Raw genomic sequence first — 21,772 nt, 5'->3', positions numbered from 1 at the left:
AGTCGCCGACGCAGCCCGTGCTACCGGCCGGCACGCGCTGTCGATACGGAGTCTTCCATGGCGCAAGCAACCCCCTACAGCTACACCGAGCGCAAGCGTATCCGCAAGAGCTTCGGCAAGCGCGAGAGCGTTCTCAACGTCCCCTACCTGCTGACGATGCAGCGGGAGTCCTACGTCGCCTTCCTGCAGAAGGACACCCCGCCGCAGCAGCGCAAGCCCGAAGGCTTGCAGGCCGCCTTCCTGTCCGCGTTCCCGATCGTGTCGCACAACGGGTTCGTGGAGATGAAGTTCATCGAATTCAACATCGCCAAGCCCACGTTCGACGTGCGCGAGTGCCAGCAGCGCGGCCTGACCTTTGCCGCCGCGGTGCGCGCCAAGCTGCAGATGATCATCTATGACCGCGAGGCGCATCCCGCCAAGGTGGTCAAGGAGATCAAGGAGCAGGAGGTCTACATGGGCGAGGTGCCCCTGATGACCGACTACGGCTCGTTCATCGTCAACGGCACCGAACGCGTCATCGTCAGCCAGCTGCACCGCTCGCCCGGCGTGTTCTTCGAGCACGACAAGGGCAAGACCCACAGCTCGGGCAAGCTGCTGTTCAGCGCCCGCATCATTCCCTACCGCGGCTCCTGGCTGGACTTCGAGTTCGACCCGAAGGACATCCTGTACTTCCGCGTCGACCGTCGCCGCAAGATGCCGGTCACGATCCTGCTCAAGGCCATCGGCCTGAACCCCGAGCAGATCCTGGCGCATTTCTTCAAGAACGACACCTTCCGCCTGATGGATGCGGGCGCGCAGATGGAGTTCGTGCCCGAGCGCCTGAAGGGCGAGGTGGCCCGCTTCGACATCACCGACAAGACCGGCGCGGTCATCGTCGAGAAGGACAAGCGCATCACCGCGCGCCACGTGCGCCAGCTCGAGCAGGGCGGCACCACCTTCATCTCGGTGCCGGAAGACTTCCTGGTGGGCCGCATCGTGGCCCGCAACATGGTCGACCCGGACACCGGCGAGATCATCGCCAAGGCCAACGACGAGCTGACCGAGTCGCTGCTCAAGAAGCTGCGCGCCGCCGGCATCAAGGACATCCAGTGCCTGTTCACCAATGAACTGGACCAGGGTGCCTACATCAGCCAGACCCTGGGTCTGGACGAGACCGCCGACCAGCTGGCCGCCCGCGTCGCGATCTACCGCATGATGCGCCCCGGCGAGCCGCCGACCGAGGACGCCGTCGAGGCCCTGTTCCAGCGCCTGTTCTACAGCGCCGACACGTATGACCTGTCGCGCGTGGGCCGCATGAAGTTCAACGCCCGCGTGGGCCGCGACGCCCCCGAAGGCCCGATGACGCTGTCCAACGAGGACATCCTGGACGTCGTCAAGATCCTGGTCGAACTGCGCAACGGCCGCGGCGAGGTCGATGACATCGACCACCTGGGCAACCGCCGCGTGCGCTGCGTGGGCGAACTGGCCGAGAACCAGTACCGCTCGGGCCTGGCCCGCATCGAGAAGGCCGTCAAGGAGCGTCTGGGCCAGGCCGAGACCGAGGCCCTGATGCCGCACGACCTGATCAACTCCAAGCCGATCTCCGCGGCGCTCAAGGAGTTCTTCGGAGCGTCGCAGCTGTCGCAGTTCATGGACCAGACCAACCCGCTGTCCGAGATCACGCACAAGCGTCGCGTCTCGGCCCTGGGCCCGGGCGGTCTGACCCGCGAGCGCGCCGGCTTCGAGGTGCGCGACGTGCACCCCACGCACTACGGCCGCGTCTGCCCGATCGAAACGCCGGAAGGCCCGAACATCGGCCTGATCAACTCGCTCGCGCTGTACGCCCAGCTCAACGAGTACGGCTTTCTCGAGACGCCGTACCGCCGCGTGGTCGACAGCAAGGTGACCGACCAGATCGACTACCTGTCGGCCATCGAGGAAGGCAAGTACGTCATCGCCCAGGCGAACGCCTCGCTGGGCGCCGACGGCACGCTGACCGACGAGCTGGTCTCGGCCCGTGAGAACGGCGAATCGGTGCTGACCTCGCCCGAGCGCATCCAGTACATGGACGTGGCGCCGACGCAGATCGTCTCGGTGGCGGCCTCGCTGGTGCCCTTCCTGGAGCACGACGACGCGAACCGCGCGCTGATGGGCGCCAACATGCAGCGCCAGGCCGTGCCGGTGCTGCGCCCCGAGAAGGCCCTGGTGGGCACCGGTGTCGAGCGCGTCGCCGCGGTCGACTCGGGCACCGTGGTCACGGCGCGCCGCGGCGGCGTGGTCGACTATGTCGACACCAACCGGGTGGTGATCCGCGTCAATGACGCGGAAGCCGTGGCCGGTGAAGTCGGCGTCGACATCTACAACCTGATCAAGTACCAGCGCTCGAACCAGAACACCAACATCCACCAGCGCGCCATCGTGCGCCGCGGTGACAAGGTGGCGGCGGGCGACGTGGTGGCCGACGGCGCGTCGACCGACCTGGGTGAGCTGGCCCTGGGCCAGAACATGCTGGTCGCGTTCATGCCCTGGAACGGCTACAACTTCGAGGACTCGATCCTGATCAGCGAGCGCGTCGTCGCCGAAGACCGCTACACCTCGATCCACATCGAGGAACTGGTGGTCATGGCCCGCGACACCAAGCTGGGCGCCGAGGAAATCACCCGCGACATCCCCAACCTGTCCGAGCAGCAACTGGCGCGCCTGGACGAGTCGGGCATCGTCTACATCGGCGCCGAGGTCAACCCCGGCGACGTGCTGGTGGGCAAGGTCACCCCCAAGGGCGAGACCACGCTGACCCCGGAAGAGAAGCTGCTGCGCGCGATCTTCGGCGAGAAGGCCTCCGACGTGAAGGACACCTCGCTGCGCGTCGACCAGGGCACGCAGGGCACCGTCATCGACGTGCAGGTCTTCACCCGTGAAGGCATCCAGCGCGACAAGCGCGCCCAGCAGATCATCGACGATGAACTCAAGCGCTTCCGCCTGGACCTGAACGACCAGCTGCGCATCGTCGAGGCCGACGCCTTCGACCGGATCGAGAAGCTGCTGGTCGGCAGCGTGGCCAATGGCCTCCCGCAGCGCCTGGCCAAGGGCGCGTCGATCACCAAGGAGTACCTGGCCGGCATCGACAAGTACCACTGGTTCGACGTCCGTCCGGCCGAGGAGACCCTGGCCAACCAGCTCGAGTCGATCAAGAACTCGCTCGAGCAGACCCGCCACGGCTTCGACCTCGCCTTCGAAGAGAAGCGCAAGAAGCTGACCCAGGGCGACGAGCTGCCCGCCGGCGTGCTGAAGATGGTCAAGGTCTACCTGGCCGTCAAGCGCCGCCTGCAGCCTGGCGACAAGATGGCCGGCCGCCACGGCAACAAGGGTGTGGTGTCCAAGATCGTGCCGGTCGAGGACATGCCCTACATGGCCGACGGCACCCCCGCCGACATCGTGCTGAACCCGCTGGGCGTGCCCTCGCGGATGAACGTCGGCCAGGTGCTGGAAGTGCACCTGGGCTGGGCGGGCAAGGGCATCGGCCAGCGCATCGGCGACATGCTGCAGCGCGAGGCCGCGGTGGCCGAGCTGCGCCAGTTCATGGACGAGCTCTACAACCAGTCGGGCGGCAAGTCCGAGAACCTGGGCGAGTTCACCGACGCCGAGGTCATCGAGATGGCCCAGGAACTCAGCAAGGGTGTGCCCTTCGCGACGCCGGTCTTCGACGGCGCCAAGGAAGAGGAAATCCGCGCCATGCTGAAGCTGGCCTACCCGGAAGACATCGCCACCCGCAAGGGCCTGACCGACACCCGCACCCAGGCCTGGCTGCATGACGGCCGCACCGGCGAGCGCTTCGAGCGCCCGACCACCGTGGGCTACATGCACGTGCTGAAGCTGCACCACCTGGTCGACGACAAGATGCACGCCCGCTCCACCGGCCCGTACAGCCTGGTCACCCAGCAGCCGCTGGGCGGCAAGGCGCAGTTCGGCGGCCAGCGCTTCGGCGAAATGGAAGTCTGGGCGCTGGAAGCCTACGGTGCCGCCTACGTGCTGCAGGAAATGCTGACCGTCAAGTCGGACGACGTGAACGGCCGCACCAAGGTGTACGAGAACATCGTCAAGGGCGAGCACGCGATCGATGCCGGCATGCCGGAATCGTTCAACGTGCTGGTGAAGGAAATCCGCTCGCTGGGTATCGACATCGAGCTGGAGAAGAACTGATCGCCTGGGCGGCAGGCCCCGCGCCTGCCGCTTCAGTCATCCGTCCCCTTTTCCATCTCGATACCACATTAGGAGTTAAGCCATGAAAGGCTTGCTGGACCTCTTCAAGCAGTTCACCCCGGATGAACACTTCGACGCGATCAAGATCGGGCTGGCTTCGCCCGAGAAGATCCGTTCGTGGTCGTTCGGCGAGGTGAAGAAGCCCGAGACCATCAACTACCGCACCTTCAAGCCGGAGCGTGACGGCCTGTTCTGCGCCAAGATCTTCGGCCCGATCAAGGACTACGAGTGCCTGTGCGGCAAGTACAAGCGCCTGAAGCACCGCGGCGTGATCTGCGAGAAGTGCGGCGTTGAAGTCACCCAGACCAAGGTGCGCCGCGAGCGCATGGGCCACATCGACCTGGCCGCGCCCTGCGCCCACATCTGGTTCCTGAAGTCGCTGCCGTCGCGTCTGGGCCTGGTGCTCGACATGACGCTGCGCGACATCGAGCGCGTGCTGTACTTCGAAGCCTACGTCGTCGTCGACCCCGGCATGACCTCGCTGAAGAAGTTCAGCATCATGAGCGAGGACGAGTACGAGGCCAAGCGTGCCGATCCCGCCTTCGGCGATGACTTCGAGGCCCTGATGGGCGCCGAGGGCATCCAGAAGCTGCTCGCCGAGATGGACCTCGACGTCGAGATCGACAAGCTGCGCAACGACATGACCGGCAGCGAGCTGAAGGTCAAGAAGAACTCCAAGCGCCTGAAGGTGATGGAGGCCTTCAAGAAGTCGGGCATCAAGCCGCACTGGATGGTGATGGACGTGCTGCCGGTGCTGCCGCCGGACCTGCGTCCGCTGGTGCCCCTGGATGGCGGCCGCTTCGCCACCTCGGACCTGAACGACCTCTACCGTCGCGTCATCAACCGCAACAACCGCCTGGCCCGTCTGCTCGAGCTCAAGGCCCCCGAGATCATCGTGCGCAACGAAAAGCGCATGCTGCAGGAGGCCGTCGATTCGCTGCTGGACAACGGCCGTCGCGGCAAGGCCATGACCGGCGCGAACAAGCGCGCGCTGAAGTCGCTGGCCGACATGATCAAGGGCAAGAGCGGCCGCTTCCGCCAGAACCTGCTGGGCAAGCGCGTCGACTACTCGGGCCGCTCGGTCATCACCGTGGGCCCGACGCTCAAGCTGCACCAGTGCGGCCTGCCCAAACTGATGGCGCTGGAGCTGTTCAAGCCCTTCATCTTCAGCCGGCTGGAGGCGATGGGCATCGCCACCACCATCAAGGCGGCGAAGAAGGAAGTGGAATCGGGCACGCCGGTGGTCTGGGACATCCTTGAGGAAGTCATCAAGGAACACCCGGTCATGCTCAACCGCGCCCCGACGCTGCACCGCCTGGGCATCCAGGCCTTCGAGCCGGTGCTGATCGAGGGCAAGGCGATCCAGCTGCACCCGCTGGTCTGCGCGGCCTTCAACGCCGACTTCGACGGCGACCAGATGGCCGTCCACGTGCCGCTGTCGATCGAAGCGCAGATGGAAGCCCGCGCCCTGATGCTGGCCTCGAACAACGTGCTCTTCCCGGCATCGGGCGAGCCGTCGATCGTGCCCTCGCAGGACGTGGTGCTGGGCCTGTACTACGCCACCCGCGAGCGCATCAACGGCAAGGGCGAAGGCATGGTCTTCTCCGACACCGTCGAGCTGCAGCGCGCGCTGGACAACGGTGCGGTCGAGATCACCTCTAAGATCTCGGTGCGCCTGGTCGAGTGGACCAAGGACGCCGACGGCGAGTTCCAGCCCGAGACCAAGCTGGTCGACACCACTGTCGGCCGTGCGCTGCTCTCCGAGATCCTGCCCAAGGGCCTGCCGTTCGCCAACATCAACAAGGCGCTCAAGAAGAAGGAAATCTCGCGCCTGATCAACGTCTCCTTCCGCAAGTGCGGCCTGAAGGAGACCGTGGTCTTCGCTGACAAGCTGCTGCAGTCGGGCTTCCGCCTGGCCACGCGCGCCGGCATCTCGATCGCCATCGACGACATGCTGGTGCCGCCGCAGAAGGCCGGCCTGATCGAGCGTGCCGAGAAGGAGGTCAAGGAGATCGAGCAGCAGTACGTCTCGGGTCTGGTCACCGCCGGTGAGCGCTACAACAAGGTCGTGGACATCTGGGGCAAGACCGGCGACGAGGTCGGCAAGGTCATGATGTCGCAGCTGTCCAAGCAGAAGGTCATCGACCGTCACGGCAAGGAAGTCGACCAGGAGTCGTTCAACTCGATCTACATGATGGCCGACTCGGGCGCGCGGGGTTCCGCCGCCCAGATCCGCCAGCTGGCCGGCATGCGGGGCCTGATGGCCAAGCCGGACGGCTCGATCATCGAGACGCCGATCACCGCGAACTTCCGCGAAGGCCTGAACGTTCTGCAGTACTTCATCTCCACCCACGGCGCCCGCAAGGGCCTGGCGGACACGGCGCTGAAGACCGCGAACTCCGGCTACCTGACCCGCCGCCTGGTGGACGTCACGCAGGATCTGGTGGTGGTCGAGGACGACTGCGGCACCGAGCACGGCTTCGCCATGCGCGCGCTGGTCGAAGGCGGTGAAGTCATCGAGTCGCTGCGCGACCGCATCCTGGGCCGCGTCACCGCGGTCGAGGTGACCCACCCCGAGACCCAGGAGATCCTGATCCCCGCCGGCACCATGCTGGACGAGGACAACCTGGACGTCATCGAGTCGGCCGGCGTCGACGAGGTCAAGGTCCGCACCCCGCTGACCTGCGGCACGCGCTTCGGCCTGTGCGCCAAGTGCTACGGCCGCGACCTGGGCCGCGGTGGCCTGGTGAACACCGGCGAAGCGGTGGGCGTGATCGCCGCGCAGTCGATCGGCGAGCCGGGTACGCAGCTGACGATGCGGACCTTCCACATCGGTGGTGCGGCGTCGCGTGCAGCGGTGGCCTCCAGCGTGGATGCCAAGTCGGACGGCTTCATCGGCTTCAACGCCACGATGCGCTACGTGACCAACGGCAAGGGCGAGCTGGTGGTGATCTCGCGTTCCGGCGAGATCATCATCTCCGACCAGCACGGCCGCGAGCGCGAGCGCCACAAGGTGCCGTACGGCGCCACGCTGAACGTCAAGGCCGACCAGCAGATCAAGGCCGGCACCGTGCTGGCCAACTGGGACCCGCTGACCCGCCCGATCATCACCGAGTTCGCCGGCAAGGCGCGCTTCGAGAACGTCGAGGAAGGCGTCACCGTCGCCAAGCAGGTGGACGAGGTCACCGGCCTGTCGACGCTGGTGGTGATCGACCCGAAGCGCCGCGGCGCGGCCAAGGTCGTGCGTCCGCAGGTCAAGCTGCTCGACGCCGCCGGCCAGGAAGTCAAGATCCCCGGCACCGACCACTCGGTGACGATCGGTTTCCAGGTGGGCGCGCTGATCCAGATCCGCGACGGCCAGGACCTGGCGCCGGGTGAAGTGCTGGCGCGCATCCCGGTCGAAGGCCAGAAGACCCGTGACATCACCGGCGGTCTGCCGCGGGTGGCCGAGCTCTTCGAAGCCCGCTCGCCCAAGGACAAGGGCACGCTGGCCGAGATCACCGGCACGGTGTCCTTCGGCAAGGAGACCAAGGGCAAGGTGCGCCTGCAGATCACCGACCCGGACGGCAAGGTGTTCGAGGAGCTGGTGCCCAAGGAGAAGAACATCCTGGTGCACGAAGGCCAGGTGGTCAACCGCGGCGAGCTGATCGTCGACGGCGCGGCGGATCCGCAGGACATCCTGCGCCTGCTGGGCGTCGAGGAGCTGGCGCGCTACATCGTCGACGAGGTGCAGGACGTCTACCGTCTGCAGGGCGTGAAGATCAACGACAAGCACATCGAGGTGATCGTTCGCCAGATGCTGCGCCGCGTGCAGATCGTCAACCCGGGCGACTCGACCTACATCGCCGGCGAACAGGTGGAGCGCTCCGAGCTGCTCAACACCAACGAGAAGCTGCGCGCCGAGGACAAGCTGCCGGCCACCTACCAGGACGTGCTGCTGGGCATCACCAAGGCCTCGCTGTCGACCGATTCGTTCATCTCCGCGGCTTCCTTCCAGGAGACCACCCGCGTGCTGACCGAGGCGGCGATCATGGGCAAGCGCGACTCGCTGCGCGGCCTGAAGGAAAACGTCATCGTCGGCCGCCTGATCCCGGCCGGCACTGGCATGGCCTTCCACCAGGCCCGCAAGGCCAAGGAAGAGATGGACGAGACCGAGCGTCGCGCCATCGCGCTGCAGGAGGCCGAGGAACTGGCCGCCACGCAGCTGGCCGCGCTGGATGACGCGGGCGACGCACCGGCCGGCGAATAAGCCGCGGCGGCTGCCACCCCAGGAAGGGCGACCGAGAGGTCGCCCTTTTTTCGTTCAGCCGGCCGGTCGCCAGTCGTCCGGGTGGACGATCTGCAGGCCGTGCAGCGCCAGCGCGCGCCGGCGCAGCTTCAGCACCGCCTTGTCCCGGCTGACCAGCCAGCGCGCGCCGCAGGCCAGCGCGAAGTCGATGAACTTCTGGTCGTCGCGGTCGGTGCAGCGCAGGCTCGGCAGCGGCGCCGGGGTGGGCAGCTCACCGGGCAGGGCCCGCACGTCCACCTGCGCCAGCACCGGCTGGCCCGACGGGGCCGCGGCCGGCAGCCGACCCCGGGCCAGCACGTGGGCCAGTTCGTCGCGCAGCGGCGCGGCGATCCGCCAGCGCCAGGCGCCGGCCTGCCGCCAGGCCTCCCAGGCGGTGCATCGCGGGTCGGCAAAGTGCAGCCAGTCGAGGATGCTCTGGGTGTCCAGCACCGCATCCAGGCTCTCTGAGCGAGAGTAGGTGTTCACATTGATGGCTCGCTGGGGTCGGGCGCCCGGGCGGCTTGCGTGCCGTGCCGGGGTCGACCTATAATGTTCGGCTTTTCGGCACATTCTGCCGCGCTTGGCGCTGCCTGGACAACCCGGTGGCGCCGTTGCCGTTTTGCGGCGCGCAGCGCAGGGCCCCGGGGCATTCGCCTGCGGGGCGACACCAGGGCCCGCAAGGCGCTGGACGCCAGCCGGAAGGAATTTTTCGTCGTAACTTCAAACGGGAACAAGTTACCCATGCCCACCATCAACCAGCTCGTGCGCCAAGGCCGTCAGGTCGAGGTCACGAAGTCCAAGTCGCCTGCGATGCAGAACTGCCCGCAGCGCCGCGGGGTTTGCACCCGCGTCTACACCACGACCCCGAAGAAGCCGAACTCGGCGCTGCGGAAGGTCGCCAAGGTGCGCCTGACCAACGGTTTCGAGGTCATCTCGTACATCGGCGGTGAAGGCCACAACCTGCAGGAACACAGCGTCGTGCTCGTGCGCGGCGGCCGTGTGAAGGATCTGCCGGGTGTGCGCTACCACATCGTGCGTGGCTCGCTGGACCTGCAAGGCGTCAAGGATCGCAAGCAGGCCCGCTCCAAGTACGGCGCCAAGCGTCCCAAGAAGGCCTGATCGGCCGTCTGACCCGTTCGTGTCACACCGGCCTGCCAGGCTGCTGATGTGATCCCAGTTGCGGCCCCACCCCGATACGGTGCGGTCGAGTAAGTGAAGGGCCCGAAACGCCTCGTGCAAGCGTGGTCCCTCCAGGTGAGCAGGTGGCTGCCACCCACTGAAGATGAAGGAAGAGTGAAATGCCTCGTCGTCGCGAAGTCCCCAAGCGCGAGATCCTGCCCGATCCGAAGTTCGGCTCGGTCGATCTGTCCAAGTTCATGAACGTCATCATGGAGTCCGGCAAGAAGGCCGTGGCTGAGCGCATCATCTATGGCGCCCTCGAGCAAGTCGAGAAGAAGGCCGCCAAGGATCCGCTGGAAGTGTTCATGACCGCGCTGAACAACGTGAAGCCCATGGTCGAAGTCAAGAGCCGCCGCGTCGGTGGTGCGAACTACCAAGTTCCCGTGGAAGTTCGTCCCATCCGCCGCATGGCCCTGGCGATGCGCTGGCTCAAGGAGTCGGCCCGCAAGCGTGGTGAGAAGTCGATGGCTGCCCGCCTGGCCAACGAGCTGCTGGAGGCCTCGGAAGGCCGCGGCGGCGCGATGAAGAAGCGCGACGAAGTGCACCGCATGGCCGAAGCCAACAAGGCCTTCTCGCACTTCCGCTTCTAAACCACCGTTCTTTGGCCGCTCAGGGTTAACGCTGACCCGGGCGGCCCTCGCCATTTCTGGCATTTGGAGTGACACATGGCTCGTCAGACCCCCATTGAGCGCTACCGCAACATCGGTATCTCCGCTCACATCGACGCCGGCAAGACCACCACCACCGAGCGCATCCTGTACTACACCGGTGTGAACCACAAGATCGGTGAAGTGCACGACGGTGCCGCGACCATGGACTGGATGGAGCAGGAGCAGGAGCGTGGCATCACGATCACCTCCGCCGCGACCACCTGCTTCTGGAAGGGCATGGACCTGAACTATCCGGAGCACCGCTTCAACATCATCGACACCCCGGGCCACGTCGACTTCACCATCGAGGTGGAGCGTTCGATGCGCGTGCTCGACGGCGCCTGCATGGTGTACTGCGCGGTGGGTGGCGTGCAGCCGCAGTCGGAAACCGTCTGGCGCCAGGCCAACAAGTACAAGGTGCCCCGCCTCGCGTTCGTCAACAAGATGGACCGCACCGGCGCCAACTTCTTCAAGGTCGTCGACCAGATGAAGACCCGCCTGAAGGCCAACCCCGTGCCCGTGGTGATCCCCATCGGCGCCGAGGAAAACTTCAAGGGCGTGGTCGACCTCATCAAGATGAAGGCGATCTTCTGGGATGAGGCCTCGCAGGGCATGAAGTTCTCGTACGAGGACATCCCCGCCGAGCTGGCCGAGCAGGCCAAGGAATGGCGCGAGAAGATGGTCGAGGCGGCTGCCGAAGCCACCGAAGAGCTGATGAACAAGTACCTCGAGACGGGCGACCTGACCGAGGAAGAGATCAAGGGCGCGATCCGTCAACGCACCATCGCCACCGAGATCCAGCCGATGCTGTGCGGCACCGCCTTCAAGAACAAGGGCGTGCAGCGCATGCTCGACGCGGTGATCGACTTCCTGCCTTCCCCGGTGGACATTCCTCCGGTCGGCGGCACCGACGAGGACGACCAGCCGGTCACCCGCAATGCCGACGACAAGGAGAAGTTCTCCGCGCTGGCCTTCAAGCTGATGACCGACCCGTTCGTCGGCCAGCTGACCTTCGTTCGCGTGTACTCGGGCGTGCTGACCTCCGGCTCGACCGTCTACAACCCGATCAAGGGCAAGAAGGAGCGTATCGGCCGGATCCTGCAGATGCACGCCAACCAGCGTGAGGAAATCAAGGAAATTCTGGCCGGCGACATCGCCGCCTGCGTGGGCCTGAAGGAAGTGACCACGGGCGAGACCCTGTGCGATCCGGATGCCGTGATCACGCTGGAAAAGATGGTCTTCCCCGAGCCGGTGATCTCGCAGGCCGTGGAACCGAAGACCAAGGCCGACCAGGAAAAGATGGGCATCGCGCTGGGCCGTCTGGCTGCCGAAGACCCCTCGTTCCGCGTCCGCACCGACGAGGAATCGGGCCAGACCATCATCTCGGGCATGGGCGAGCTGCACCTGGAAATCATCGTCGACCGCATGAAGCGCGAGTTCGGCGTGGAAGCCAACGTGGGCAAGCCGCAGGTCGCGTACCGCGAGACCATCCGCAAGTCGGCCACCGACGTCGAAGGCAAGTTCGTCCGCCAGTCGGGCGGCAAGGGCCAGTACGGTCACGTGGTGTTCACGATCGATCCTCAGGAAGCCGGCAAGGGCTTCGAGTTCGTCGACGCGATCAAGGGTGGCGTGGTGCCGCGCGAGTTCATCCCGGCGGTCGAGAAGGGCGTCATCGACACCCTGCCCAACGGCGTGCTGGCGGGCTTCCCGGTGGTCGACGTCAAGGTCACGCTGACCTTCGGCTCGTACCACGAAGTGGACTCGAACGAAAACGCGTTCAAGATGGCCGCGTCGATGGGCTTCAAGGAAGCCATGCGCCGCGCCAGCCCGGTGATCCTGGAGCCGATGATGGCCGTGGAAGTCGAGACCCCGGAAGACTACGCCGGCTCGGTGATGGGCGACCTGTCGTCCCGCCGCGGCATGGTCCAGGGCATGGACGACATGGTCGGCGGCGGCAAGATCATCAAGGCCGAGGTCCCGCTGTCCGAGATGTTCGGCTACTCGACCACGCTGCGCTCGATGTCGCAAGGCCGCGCCACGTACACGATGGAGTTCAAGCACTACAGCGAAGCTCCGAAGAACGTGGCCGACGCGATCATCACCGCGCGCTCGAAGTAACACCCACCCCCGGAGCGGCTGCCGCCGCTCCCCCTCAAGGGGGCGCAACCAGCGGCCCGGCAAAGCCGGTTCCGCGGTTGCCGCCGGATGGGTTGGTTCTCCTTTCAGGTCTTCAGCACCCCTCACGACGGGGTTGGCCTGCTGCCCGTGGCGGCCAGTGCTGGAGACGTTAAACCGACACGGGCGCTGCTCTTTACCTGGAGATCTGAGAAATGGCAAAAGGCAAGTTTGAACGGACCAAGCCGCACGTGAACGTGGGCACGATTGGTCACGTGGACCATGGCAAGACGACGCTGACGGCGGCGATCACGACGATCCTGGCCAAGAAGTTCGGTGGCGAGGCCAAGGCCTACGACCAGATCGATGCGGCGCCGGAAGAGAAGGCACGCGGCATCACGATCAACACCGCGCACGTCGAGTACGAGACGGCCAACCGCCACTACGCGCACGTCGACTGCCCGGGCCACGCCGACTATGTGAAGAACATGATCACCGGCGCCGCCCAGATGGACGGCGCGATCCTGGTGTGCTCGGCCGCTGACGGCCCGATGCCCCAGACCCGCGAGCACATCCTGCTGGCGCGTCAGGTGGGCGTGCCCTACATCATCGTCTTCCTGAACAAGTGCGACATGGTCGACGACGCCGAGTTGCTCGAGCTGGTCGAGATGGAAGTGCGCGAGCTGCTCAGCAAGTACGACTTCCCGGGCGACGACACCCCGATCATCAAGGGCTCGGCCAAGCTGGCCATCGAAGGCGACACCGGTGACCTGGGCGAGCAGGCGATCTTCCGCCTGGCCGACGCGCTGGACAGCTACATCCCGACGCCCGAGCGCGCCGTGGACGGCACCTTCCTGATGCCTGTCGAAGACGTGTTCTCGATCTCGGGCCGCGGCACCGTGGTGACCGGTCGCGTCGAGCGCGGCATCGTCAAGGTCGGCGAGGAAATCGAGATCGTCGGTATCAAGCCGACCCAGAAGACCACCTGCACCGGCGTGGAAATGTTCCGCAAGCTGCTGGACCAGGGCCAGGCGGGCGACAACGTCGGCATCCTGCTGCGCGGCACCAAGCGTGAAGAAGTCGAGCGCGGCCAGGTGCTGTGCAAGCCCGGCTCGATCAAGCCGCACACCCACTTCACCGCCGAGGTGTACGTGCTGAGCAAGGAAGAGGGCGGCCGCCACACCCCGTTCTTCAACAACTATCGCCCGCAGTTCTACTTCCGCACGACGGACGTGACCGGCGCGGTGGAGCTGCCGAAGGACAAGGAAATGGTCATGCCGGGCGACAACGTCAGCATCACCGTCAAGCTGATCGCCCCGATCGCGATGGAAGAAGGCCTGCGCTTCGCCATCCGTGAAGGCGGCCGCACCGTCGGCGCCGGCGTCGTGGCCAAGATCATTGAATAAGGGGCGGACCATGTCCAAGCAAAAGATCCGCATCCGCCTCAAGGCCTTCGACTACAAGCTGATCGACCAATCGGCTCTGGAAATCGTCGACACCGCCAAGCGCACCGGCGCGATCGTCAAGGGCCCGGTGCCCCTGCCGACCCGCATGCAGCGTTTCGACATCCTGCGCTCGCCGCACGTCAACAAGACCAGCCGCGACCAGTTCGAGATCCGCACGCACCAGCGCCTGATGGACATCGTCGACCCGACCGACAAGACCGTCGATGCCCTGATGAAGCTCGACCTGCCGGCCGGTGTGGACGTGGAGATCAAGCTCCAGTGAGCCACTGACCGGCGCCGGGCGCCCGCAGGCCTACTTGCGGGTTAGTCCGGGGCTGGTTATACTCGCCATCTTTTGCGAAAGGCGGCCATTCGTGGTCGCCTTCGCGTCATCACTTTTCAGAACTGCGGTGCCGACAGGCGGCGTTGGAGTGAAGAGTCAGATGGCACCGTCAGCCCGGCCAATCGTTGTCGGGGATGTGAAAACCCAGCTCCTTCAGTGGAGCGGAGAAGAACCATGAGTCTGAGCAACCGTCTCGGTTTGCTGGGCCGCAAGGTGGGCATGATGCGCGTGTTCACGGACGATGGCGACGCCATCCCCGTGACCGTGCTGGATGTGTCCAACAACCGCGTCACCCAGGTCAAGACCGTCGAGACCGACGGCTACAGCGCCCTCCAAGTGGCGTTCGGCACGCGCAAGGCATCGCGCGTGACCAAGCCGGAAGCCGGCCACCTCGCCAAGGCGGGTGTCGAAGCCGGTGAAGTCCTGAAGGAATTCCGCGTCGACGCCACCGTGGCCGCCGAATACAAGGCCGGTGCCACCGTGCCCGTCACGCTGTTCGCCGCCGGCCAGAAGGTCGACGTGCAGGGCACCTCGATCGGCAAGGGCTACGCCGGCACGATCAAGCGCCACAACTTCGGTTCGCAGCGCGCCTCGCACGGCAACAGCCGTTCGCACAATGTCCCGGGCTCCATCTCGATGGCGCAGGATCCGGGCCGTGTGTTCCCGGGCAAGAAGATGACCGGCCACATGGGCGACGAGACCGTCACCACCCAGAACCTGGACATCGTCCGCATCGATGAAGCCCGCCAGCTGCTGCTGGTGCGTGGCGCGGTGCCGGGCGCCAAGAACGGCTTCGTGACCGTGCGTCCCGCCGTCAAGGTCAAGGTCAAGAAGGGAGCCAACTGATGCAACTCGAGCTCCTGAACGAACAAGGGCAGGCCACCTCCAAGGTGGACGCACCTGACACCGTGTTCGCCCGCGACTACAACGAAGCCCTGGTCCACCAGGTCGTGGTCGCCTACCAGGCGAACGCCCGTCAAGGCACCCGCAAGCAGCTGACCCGTCGCGAGGTTCACCACTCGACGAAGAAGCCGTTCCGTCAGAAGGGCACCGGCCGCGCTCGCGCCGGTATGACCTCGTCGCCGCTGTGGCGCGGGGGTGGTCGGATCTTCCCGAACACGCCGGACGAGAACTTCTCGCAGAAGGTCAACAAGAAGATGTACCGCGCCGCGATGGCCACCATCTTCTCGCAGCTGGCCCGTGACGGCCGCATCGCGGTGGTCGATTCGCTGACCATCGAGGCGCCCAAGACCAAGCTGCTGGCCTCCAAGTTCAAGGCCATGGGCCTGGACTCGGTGATGGTCATTTCCGACAACGTGGACGACAACCTGGCGCTGGCCTCGCGCAATCTGGCCAACGTGCTGGTGGTCGAGCCGCGCTACGCCGATCCGCTGTCGCTGGTCTTCTACAAGAAGGTGCTGGTGACCAAGGGCGCGATCGAACAGCTCAAGGAGATGTTCGCATGAGCACCAAGTTCAACGAGGGCCGTCTGGCCCAGGTGCTGGTCGCCCCGGTGATCTCCGAGAAGGCCACCTCGGTGGGCGAGAAGCACAACCAGGTGATGTTCAAGGTCCTGCGCGACGCCACCAAGCCCGAGATCAAGGCCGCAGTCGAGCTGCTGTTCAAGGTCGAGGTCGAGGCGGTGAACGTCGTCAACGTCAAGGGCAAGGTCAAGCGCTTCGGTCGCTCGATCGGCCGTCGCGACCACGTCAAGAAGGCGTATGTCTCGCTGAAGGCCGGCCAGGAGCTCAACTTCTCCGGGGAGGCCGCGTAAATCATGGCAGTCGTCAAAGTCAAACCGACCTCGCCGGGCCGCCGCGCCGTCGTCAAGGTCGTTCACAAGCACCTGCACAAGGGCGCTCCTGAAGCGTCGCTGCTGGAGCCGCAGAAGCAGAAGTCGGGCCGCAACAACAACGGCCACATCACGATGCGCCACAAGGGTGGTGGTCACAAGCACCACTACCGCGTCGTCGACTTCAAGCGCAACAAGGACGGCATTCCGGCGAAGGTCGAGCGCATCGAGTACGACCCGAACCGCACCGCCCACATCGCGCTGGTCTGCTACGCCGATGGCGAGCGCCGCTACATCATCGCCCCGCGCGGTCTGGAAGTCGGTGCCACCATCCTGAGCGGTGCCGAGGCCCCGATCAAGGCTGGCAACACGCTGCCGATCCGCAACATCCCCGTGGGCTCGACCATCCACTGCGTCGAGATGCTGCCGGGCAAGGGCGCGCAGATCTGCCGCTCGGCCGGCACCTCGGTGACGCTGATGGCCCGCGAAGGCACCTACGCTCAGGTCCGCCTGCGCTCGGGTGAAGTGCGCAAGATCCACATCGACTGCCGCGCCACCATCGGTGAGGTCAGCAACGAAGAGCACAACCTGCGCCAGTACGGCAAGGCCGGTGCGATCCGTTGGCAGGGCATCCGCCCGACCGTGCGTGGTACCGCGATGAACCCGGTCGACCACCCGCACGGTGGTGGCGAAGGCCGCACCGGCGAAGGCCAGGTGCCGGTGTCGCCGTGGAACACCCTGACGAAGGGCTACCGCACTCGCAACAACAAGCGCACGCAGACCTTCATCGTCTCGCGTCGCAAGAAGTAAGGGCTGGACCATGGCACGTTCACTCAAGAAGGGTCCGTTCGTGGACCATCACCTGGTGGCCAAGGTCGACAAGGCCGTGACCACCAAGGACAAGAAGCCGATCAAGACCTGGTCGCGTCGCTCGACCATCCTGCCCGACTTCATCGGCCTGACCATTGCCGTGCACAACGGCAAGCAGCACGTTCCGGTGTATGTGACCGACCAGATGGTCGGCCACAAGCTGGGCGAGTTCGCGCTGACCCGCACGTTCAAGGGTCACCCCGCGGACAAGAAGGCCAAGAAGTAAAGGAACACGACGATGGAAACCAAAGCAATCGTCCGTGGCGTCCGCCTCTCCGTTGACAAGGGCCGCCTGGTGGCGGACATGGTCCGCGGCAAGAAGGTGGATCAAGCCCTGAACATCCTGACCTTCACCCAGAAGAAGGCCGCCGGCATCGTCAAGAAGGCGCTGGAAAGCGCCATCGCCAACGCCGAGCACAACGACGGCGCTGACATCGACGACCTGAAGGTCACCTCGATCTATGTCGAGCAGGGCGCCACGCTCAAGCGTTTCGCCGCGCGCGCCAAGGGTCGCGGCAACCGCATCAGCAAGCCGACCTGCCACATCTACGTGACCGTGGGGAACTGAGGAAGACCATGGGACAGAAAATCCACCCGACCGGCTTCCGCCTGCCCGTCACCCGTGCCTGGGCGTCGCGCTGGTACGCGAACAGCCGCAACTTCGCCGGCATGCTGGCCGAAGACCTGGATGTGCGCGAGTACCTCAAGGCCAAGCTGAAGAACGCCGCCGTCTCGCGCATCCTGATCGAGCGTCCTGCCAAGAACGCCCGCATCACGATCTACTCCGCCCGTCCGGGCGTGGTGATCGGCAAGAAGGGCGAGGACATCGAGAACCTGAAGGCCGAACTGACCAAGCGTCTGGGCGTGCCGGTGGCCGTGAACATCGAGGAAGTGCGCAAGCCTGAAGTCGATGCTCAGCTGATCGCCGACTCGATCACCCAGCAGCTGGAAAAGCGCATCATGTTCCGCCGCGCCATGAAGCGCGCGATGCAGAACGCGATGCGCCTGGGCGCCCAGGGCATCAAGATCATGTCCGCCGGCCGCCTGAACGGCATTGAAATCGCCCGTACCGAGTGGTACCGCGAAGGCCGCGTGCCCCTTCACACCCTGAAGGCCGACATCGACTATGGCTTCTCCGAAGCCAAGACGACCTACGGCGTGATCGGCGTGAAGGTGTGGGTCTACCGCGGTGACCGCCTGGCCAACGGCGAGGCGCCCACCATCAACACCCCGGCCGGTGCCGAGGACGACCGCCGCCCGCGCCGCAACGCCCGCCCGGGCGCCCCGGCCGGCCGTGGCCGCCCCGGTGACCGTGCTCCGCGCGCTGCCGCTGGCGACAAGCCGGCCGAGGCTGGCGCCGGTGCCGCCGCCACCCCCGGCGTGAAGCGCGTGCGCAAGACGCCCGCCGCCGGTGAAGGCAAAGGAGAATAAGCATGCTGCAACCCGCACGTCGCAAGTACCGCAAGGAGCAGAAGGGCCGTAACACTGGCGTCGCCACCCGTGGCGCCAGCGTGTCCTTCGGCGACTTTGGTCTGAAGGCCACCGAGCGTGGCCGCATCACCGCGCGCCAGATTGAGGCGGCACGTCGTGCCATCTCGCGTCACATCAAGCGCGGTGGCCGCATCTTCATCCGCATCTTCCCGGACAAGCCGATCTCGCAGAAGCCTGCCGAGGTCCGCATGGGTAACGGCAAGGGCAACCCGGAGTACTACGTGGCCGAGATCGTGCCCGGCAAGGTGCTCTACGAAGTCAACGGCGTCCCCGAGGCGCTGGCCCGTGAAGCCTTCACGCTGGCTGCCGCCAAGCTGCCGCTGCGCTGCACCTTCGTGGCGCGCCAGATCGGCGCCTGAGAAAAGGACAGCACATGAAAGCATCTGAACTGCGTACCAAGGACGTGGCCGCGCTCGAGAAGGAAGTCTCCGACCTCCTGAAGGCGCACTTCGGTCTGCGCATGCAAAAGGGCACGCAACAGCTGGGCAACACCGCCCAGCTGGGCAATGTCCGCCGTGACATCGCCCGTGCCAAGACCATCCTGGCCGAGAAGAAGAAGGGAGCCGCGAAGTGAGCGAAGCCCAAGCCACCACCAAGGTCCAGCGCACCCTGATCGGTCGCGTGGTCAGCGACAAGCGCGCCAAGACGGTCACCGTCCTGGTCGAGCGTCGCGTCAAGCACCCGCTGTACGGCAAGATCGTCGGCGAGTCGCGCAAGTACCACGCGCATGACGAGAACGGCGAATACAAGATGGGTGACACCGTCGAGATCTCCGAGTCGCGTCCGCTGTCCAAGACCAAGAACTGGGTCGTGACCCGCCTGGTCGAGAAGGCCCGCCTGGTCTGATCGCCTGACCGTCCCGCAGGTGGGGTCTTCGCGACCCCCCGCGTGACCGAAGCCGCTGCGCTGGAAGAATCCGGCCCAGCGGCTTTCTTCATTTCCCGGGCCTGGCCGTTCCCACAACAAGAAGGAGAGCTCCCCATGATCCAGGTTGGCGACAAGCTGCCCGGCGGCACGCTGTACGAGTTCATCGAGGTCGAGGGCAATGGCTGCAGCCTGGGCCCCAACGCCTTCGACATCGAGAAGGCCACCGCCGGCAAGACCATCGCGCTGTTCGCGCTGCCTGGCGCCTACACGCCCACCTGCTCGGCCAAGCATGTGCCCGGCTACGTGGAGCTGCACGACCAGCTCAAGGCGGCCGGTGTCGACGAGATCTGGTGCGTGTCGGTCAACGACGCCTTCGTGATGGGCGCCTGGGGCCGCGACCAGAAGACCGGCGGCAAGGTCCGCATGATGGCCGACGGCTCGGCCGATTTCGCCCGCGCCACCGGCCTGACGCTGGACCTCAGCGCCCGCGGCCTGGGTCTGCGCAGCAACCGCTACTCGGCCCTGGTGGTCGACGGCGTGGTGCGCACGCTCAATGTGGAAGGCCCTGGCCAGTTCGAGGTCAGCGACGCCGCCACCCTGCTGAAGCAGGCGCAGCAGCTGGCCCGCTGAAAAATCTCGCCCGGGGCTGTTGACACGGCCTCGGGAAAGCCAGCATAATAGACAGCTTCGCCGCAATGGCGTGGCCTTGCCGTTGTCGACTTCAAGCTCGACAAGGACGCAAGGGCGCGACGTGGCGGTTTTCTGCCCAATCGGTCGAGGGCGCCTTCGCAAGAGGTGCCCGGAGCCAGACGGGCCCAATACTGACCGCGACAGCCTACGCCAAGGGGGTGTGGGCGCCGCGGGAGCAAGTTGGGGACATTGACATGATCCAAATGCAATCGCGGCTCGACGTCGCGGACAACACGGGCGCGAAGTCCGTCATGTGCATCAAGGTGCTGGGCGGCTCCAAGCGCCGCTACGCCGGTATCGGCGACATCATCAAGGTGAGCATCAAGGAAGCTGCTCCCCGTGGCCGCGTCAAGAAGGGCGAGGTCTACAGCGCCGTCGTCGTGCGCACCGCCAAGGGTGTGCGCCGCCAGGATGGCTCGCTCGTCAAGTTCGACGGCAACGCCGCCGTCCTGCTGAACAACAAGCTGGAGCCGATCGGCACCCGCATCTTCGGCCCGGTGACGCGCGAACTGCGCTCCGAGCGCTTCATGAAGATCGTGTCGCTGGCGCCCGAGGTGCTGTAAGCGCTTCGCACCCACAAGAGGAAACGCGATGAACAAGATTCGCAAGGGCGACCAGGTCGTGGTCCTGACCGGCCGTGACAAGGGCAAGCGCGGCACCGTGTCGCTGCGCGTTGACGCCGACCATGTGGTCGTCGAGGGCGTCAACATGGTCAAGAAGCACGTCAAGCCGAACCCGCTCAAGGGCACCACCGGTGGCGTGATCGACAAGACCATGCCGATCCATCAATCCAACGTGGCGATCTGGAATGCCGCCGCCGGCAAGGCCGATCGCGTGGGCATCAAGACCCTGGCCGATGGCAAGCGCGTGCGCGTCTTCAAGTCCAGCGGCGAAGAGATCAAGGCTTAAGGCGGGGTATCCAGCATGAGTCAACAGCAACAAGCCGCCGTCATCGCCCGACTGCAGGCCTTCTACCAGGAAAAAGTCGTCCCCGACATGATGGCCAAGTTCGGCTACAAGTCGGTGATGGAAGTGCCGCGTCTGACCAAGATCACGCTCAACATGGGTGTGGGCGAGGCCGTGGCCGACAAGAAGGTCATGGACAACGCCGTCGGCGACCTGACCAAGATCGCCGGCCAGAAGCCCGTGGTCACCAAGAGCCGCAAGGCCATCGCGGGTTTCAAGATCCGTGACGGCGTGCCCATCGGCTGCATGGTCACCCTGCGCGGTGCCCGCATGTACGAATTCCTGGACCGCTTCGTCACCGTGGCCCTGCCGCGCGTGCGCGACTTCCGCGGCATCTCGGGTCGTTCGTTCGATGGCCGTGGCAACTACAACATCGGCGTCAAGGAACAGATCATCTTCCCGGAAATCGAGTACGACAAGATCGACGCGATCCGTGGCATGAACATCTCCTTCACGACCACCGCGAAGACCGACGACGAGTGCAAGGCGCTCCTCGCCGCCTTCCGCTTCCCGTTCAAGAACTGAGGTGACACGTGGCTAAGGTTTCCCTGATCCAGCGCGAAGAAAAGCGCGCCAAGCTTGTCGCCAAGTACGCGAAGAAGTACGCCGAGCTGAAGGCCATCATCGACAACGCCAAGAAGTCCGAGGAAGAGCGCTACGCCGCGCGCCTCGAGCTGCAGAAGCTGCCCCGCAACGCCAACCCGACCCGCCAGCGCGCCCGCTGCGAGCTGACCGGTCGTCCTCGCGGCACGTTCCGCAAGTTCGGTCTGGCCCGCTCCAAGATCCGCGATCTCGCCTTCAAGGGCGACATCCCCGGCGTGATCAAGGCCAGCTGGTAATCAAGGCGAGAAGGAGATA

General features: G+C 65.5%; 23 protein-coding genes. 22 read left to right on the top strand and 1 reads right to left on the bottom strand.

The genetic code is table 11. From position 1 onward, the window contains the following. The first annotated feature begins 57 nt into the window (after positions 1-57). Together rpoB and rpoC are read left to right on the top strand one after the other, a co-directional pair. Positions 58-4,179 (top strand): DNA-directed RNA polymerase subunit beta, encoded by a 4,122-nt coding sequence (gene rpoB / locus KAK03_RS07310; RefSeq protein ID WP_210852876.1) that lies wholly within the window; start codon positions 58-60, stop codon positions 4,177-4,179. 82 nt (positions 4,180-4,261) lie between these two features. Then, positions 4,262-8,488 (top strand): DNA-directed RNA polymerase subunit beta', encoded by a 4,227-nt coding sequence (gene rpoC / locus KAK03_RS07305; RefSeq protein WP_210852874.1) that lies wholly within the window; start codon positions 4,262-4,264, stop codon positions 8,486-8,488. Between the two features lie 54 nt (positions 8,489-8,542). Here the strand turns inward: rpoC and KAK03_RS07300 are convergent, their stop codons facing one another. Further along, positions 8,543-8,992 carry a PIN domain-containing protein gene (locus KAK03_RS07300; RefSeq protein ID WP_210852872.1) on the bottom strand — a complete coding sequence of 150 codons (450 nt, stop codon included), beginning with the start codon at positions 8,990-8,992 and terminating at the stop codon, positions 8,543-8,545. 255 nt (positions 8,993-9,247) lie between these two features. Between KAK03_RS07300 and rpsL the strand changes: the two genes are divergently transcribed. The 20 genes from rpsL (at position 9,248) to rpsN (ending at position 21,753) form a co-directional block, all read left to right on the top strand. Then, positions 9,248-9,625, top strand: coding sequence for a 30S ribosomal protein S12 (gene rpsL, locus KAK03_RS07295; RefSeq protein WP_210852871.1), 378 nt, complete (start codon positions 9,248-9,250; stop codon positions 9,623-9,625). 179 nt (positions 9,626-9,804) lie between these two features. Further along, positions 9,805-10,275, top strand: a complete 471-nt coding sequence (rpsG, locus tag KAK03_RS07290) for a 30S ribosomal protein S7 (RefSeq protein WP_210801699.1) — start codon at positions 9,805-9,807, stop codon at positions 10,273-10,275. Positions 10,276-10,350: 75 nt separating this feature from the next. Then, entirely contained in the window at positions 10,351-12,453 is a 2,103-nt protein-coding gene (gene fusA, locus KAK03_RS07285; RefSeq protein ID WP_210852869.1) for an elongation factor G, read from the top strand. Positions 12,454-12,665: 212 nt separating this feature from the next. Beyond that, entirely contained in the window at positions 12,666-13,856 is a 1,191-nt protein-coding gene (gene tuf / locus KAK03_RS07280; RefSeq protein ID WP_210801697.1) for an elongation factor Tu, read from the top strand. Between the two features lie 10 nt (positions 13,857-13,866). Then, positions 13,867-14,178: a 30S ribosomal protein S10 gene (gene rpsJ / locus KAK03_RS07275; protein WP_210801696.1), complete on the top strand. Its 312-nt coding sequence runs from the start codon at positions 13,867-13,869 to the stop codon at positions 14,176-14,178. Between the two features lie 234 nt (positions 14,179-14,412). After that, a complete protein-coding gene (rplC, locus tag KAK03_RS07270; RefSeq protein ID WP_210852849.1) occupies positions 14,413-15,084 on the top strand; it encodes a 50S ribosomal protein L3 in 672 nt (223 codons plus the stop codon). Next, the gene (rplD, locus tag KAK03_RS07265; protein ID WP_210852847.1) at positions 15,084-15,704 is read left to right on the top strand and encodes a 50S ribosomal protein L4; all 621 of its coding nucleotides are present in this window, start codon (positions 15,084-15,086) and stop codon (positions 15,702-15,704) included. Before rplC ends, rplD begins: the two co-directional genes overlap by 1 nt. Beyond that, the gene (gene rplW / locus KAK03_RS07260; protein ID WP_210801693.1) at positions 15,701-16,012 is read left to right on the top strand and encodes a 50S ribosomal protein L23; all 312 of its coding nucleotides are present in this window, start codon (positions 15,701-15,703) and stop codon (positions 16,010-16,012) included. Before rplD ends, rplW begins: the two co-directional genes overlap by 4 nt. Before the next feature lie 3 nt (positions 16,013-16,015). After that, a complete protein-coding gene (gene rplB, locus KAK03_RS07255) occupies positions 16,016-16,840 on the top strand; it encodes a 50S ribosomal protein L2 (protein WP_210801692.1) in 825 nt (274 codons plus the stop codon). A gap of 10 nt (positions 16,841-16,850) precedes the next feature. Then, a complete protein-coding gene (gene rpsS, locus KAK03_RS07250; RefSeq protein ID WP_210801691.1) occupies positions 16,851-17,126 on the top strand; it encodes a 30S ribosomal protein S19 in 276 nt (91 codons plus the stop codon). Positions 17,127-17,138: 12 nt separating this feature from the next. Beyond that, entirely contained in the window at positions 17,139-17,468 is a 330-nt protein-coding gene (gene rplV, locus KAK03_RS07245) for a 50S ribosomal protein L22 (protein ID WP_210852845.1), read from the top strand. A gap of 8 nt (positions 17,469-17,476) precedes the next feature. Beyond that, a complete protein-coding gene (gene rpsC, locus KAK03_RS07240) occupies positions 17,477-18,331 on the top strand; it encodes a 30S ribosomal protein S3 (protein WP_210801689.1) in 855 nt (284 codons plus the stop codon). Between the two features lie 2 nt (positions 18,332-18,333). Continuing rightward, entirely contained in the window at positions 18,334-18,750 is a 417-nt protein-coding gene (gene rplP / locus KAK03_RS07235; RefSeq protein WP_210852843.1) for a 50S ribosomal protein L16, read from the top strand. A 14-nt stretch (positions 18,751-18,764) separates the two neighbouring features. Further along, positions 18,765-18,965, top strand: a complete 201-nt coding sequence (rpmC, locus tag KAK03_RS07230; RefSeq protein WP_210801687.1) for a 50S ribosomal protein L29 — start codon at positions 18,765-18,767, stop codon at positions 18,963-18,965. After that, entirely contained in the window at positions 18,962-19,237 is a 276-nt protein-coding gene (gene rpsQ / locus KAK03_RS07225; protein WP_210801686.1) for a 30S ribosomal protein S17, read from the top strand. The genes rpmC and rpsQ overlap by 4 nt, the downstream gene beginning before the upstream one ends. A 135-nt stretch (positions 19,238-19,372) precedes the next feature. Then, the gene (locus KAK03_RS07220) at positions 19,373-19,888 is read left to right on the top strand and encodes a peroxiredoxin (RefSeq protein WP_210852841.1); all 516 of its coding nucleotides are present in this window, start codon (positions 19,373-19,375) and stop codon (positions 19,886-19,888) included. Positions 19,889-20,142: 254 nt separating this feature from the next. Beyond that, a complete protein-coding gene (gene rplN / locus KAK03_RS07215; RefSeq protein WP_119156770.1) occupies positions 20,143-20,511 on the top strand; it encodes a 50S ribosomal protein L14 in 369 nt (122 codons plus the stop codon). A 28-nt stretch (positions 20,512-20,539) separates the two neighbouring features. Further along, positions 20,540-20,857: a 50S ribosomal protein L24 gene (gene rplX, locus KAK03_RS07210; RefSeq protein WP_210852839.1), complete on the top strand. Its 318-nt coding sequence runs from the start codon at positions 20,540-20,542 to the stop codon at positions 20,855-20,857. Positions 20,858-20,899: 42 nt separating this feature from the next. Beyond that, a complete protein-coding gene (rplE, locus tag KAK03_RS07205) occupies positions 20,900-21,439 on the top strand; it encodes a 50S ribosomal protein L5 (protein WP_210801722.1) in 540 nt (179 codons plus the stop codon). Between the two features lie 8 nt (positions 21,440-21,447). Continuing rightward, positions 21,448-21,753, top strand: a complete 306-nt coding sequence (gene rpsN, locus KAK03_RS07200) for a 30S ribosomal protein S14 (RefSeq protein ID WP_210801683.1) — start codon at positions 21,448-21,450, stop codon at positions 21,751-21,753. The last annotated feature ends 19 nt before the right edge of the window (positions 21,754-21,772 follow it).

The sequence above is a fragment of the Ideonella alba genome (assembly GCF_018069845.1).
GTDB classification, from domain to species: Bacteria; Pseudomonadota; Gammaproteobacteria; order Burkholderiales; family Burkholderiaceae_C; genus Ideonella; species Ideonella alba.
Note: the sequence above shows the minus strand (reverse complement) of the source record. Positions and strands in the feature narration are given on the sequence as shown.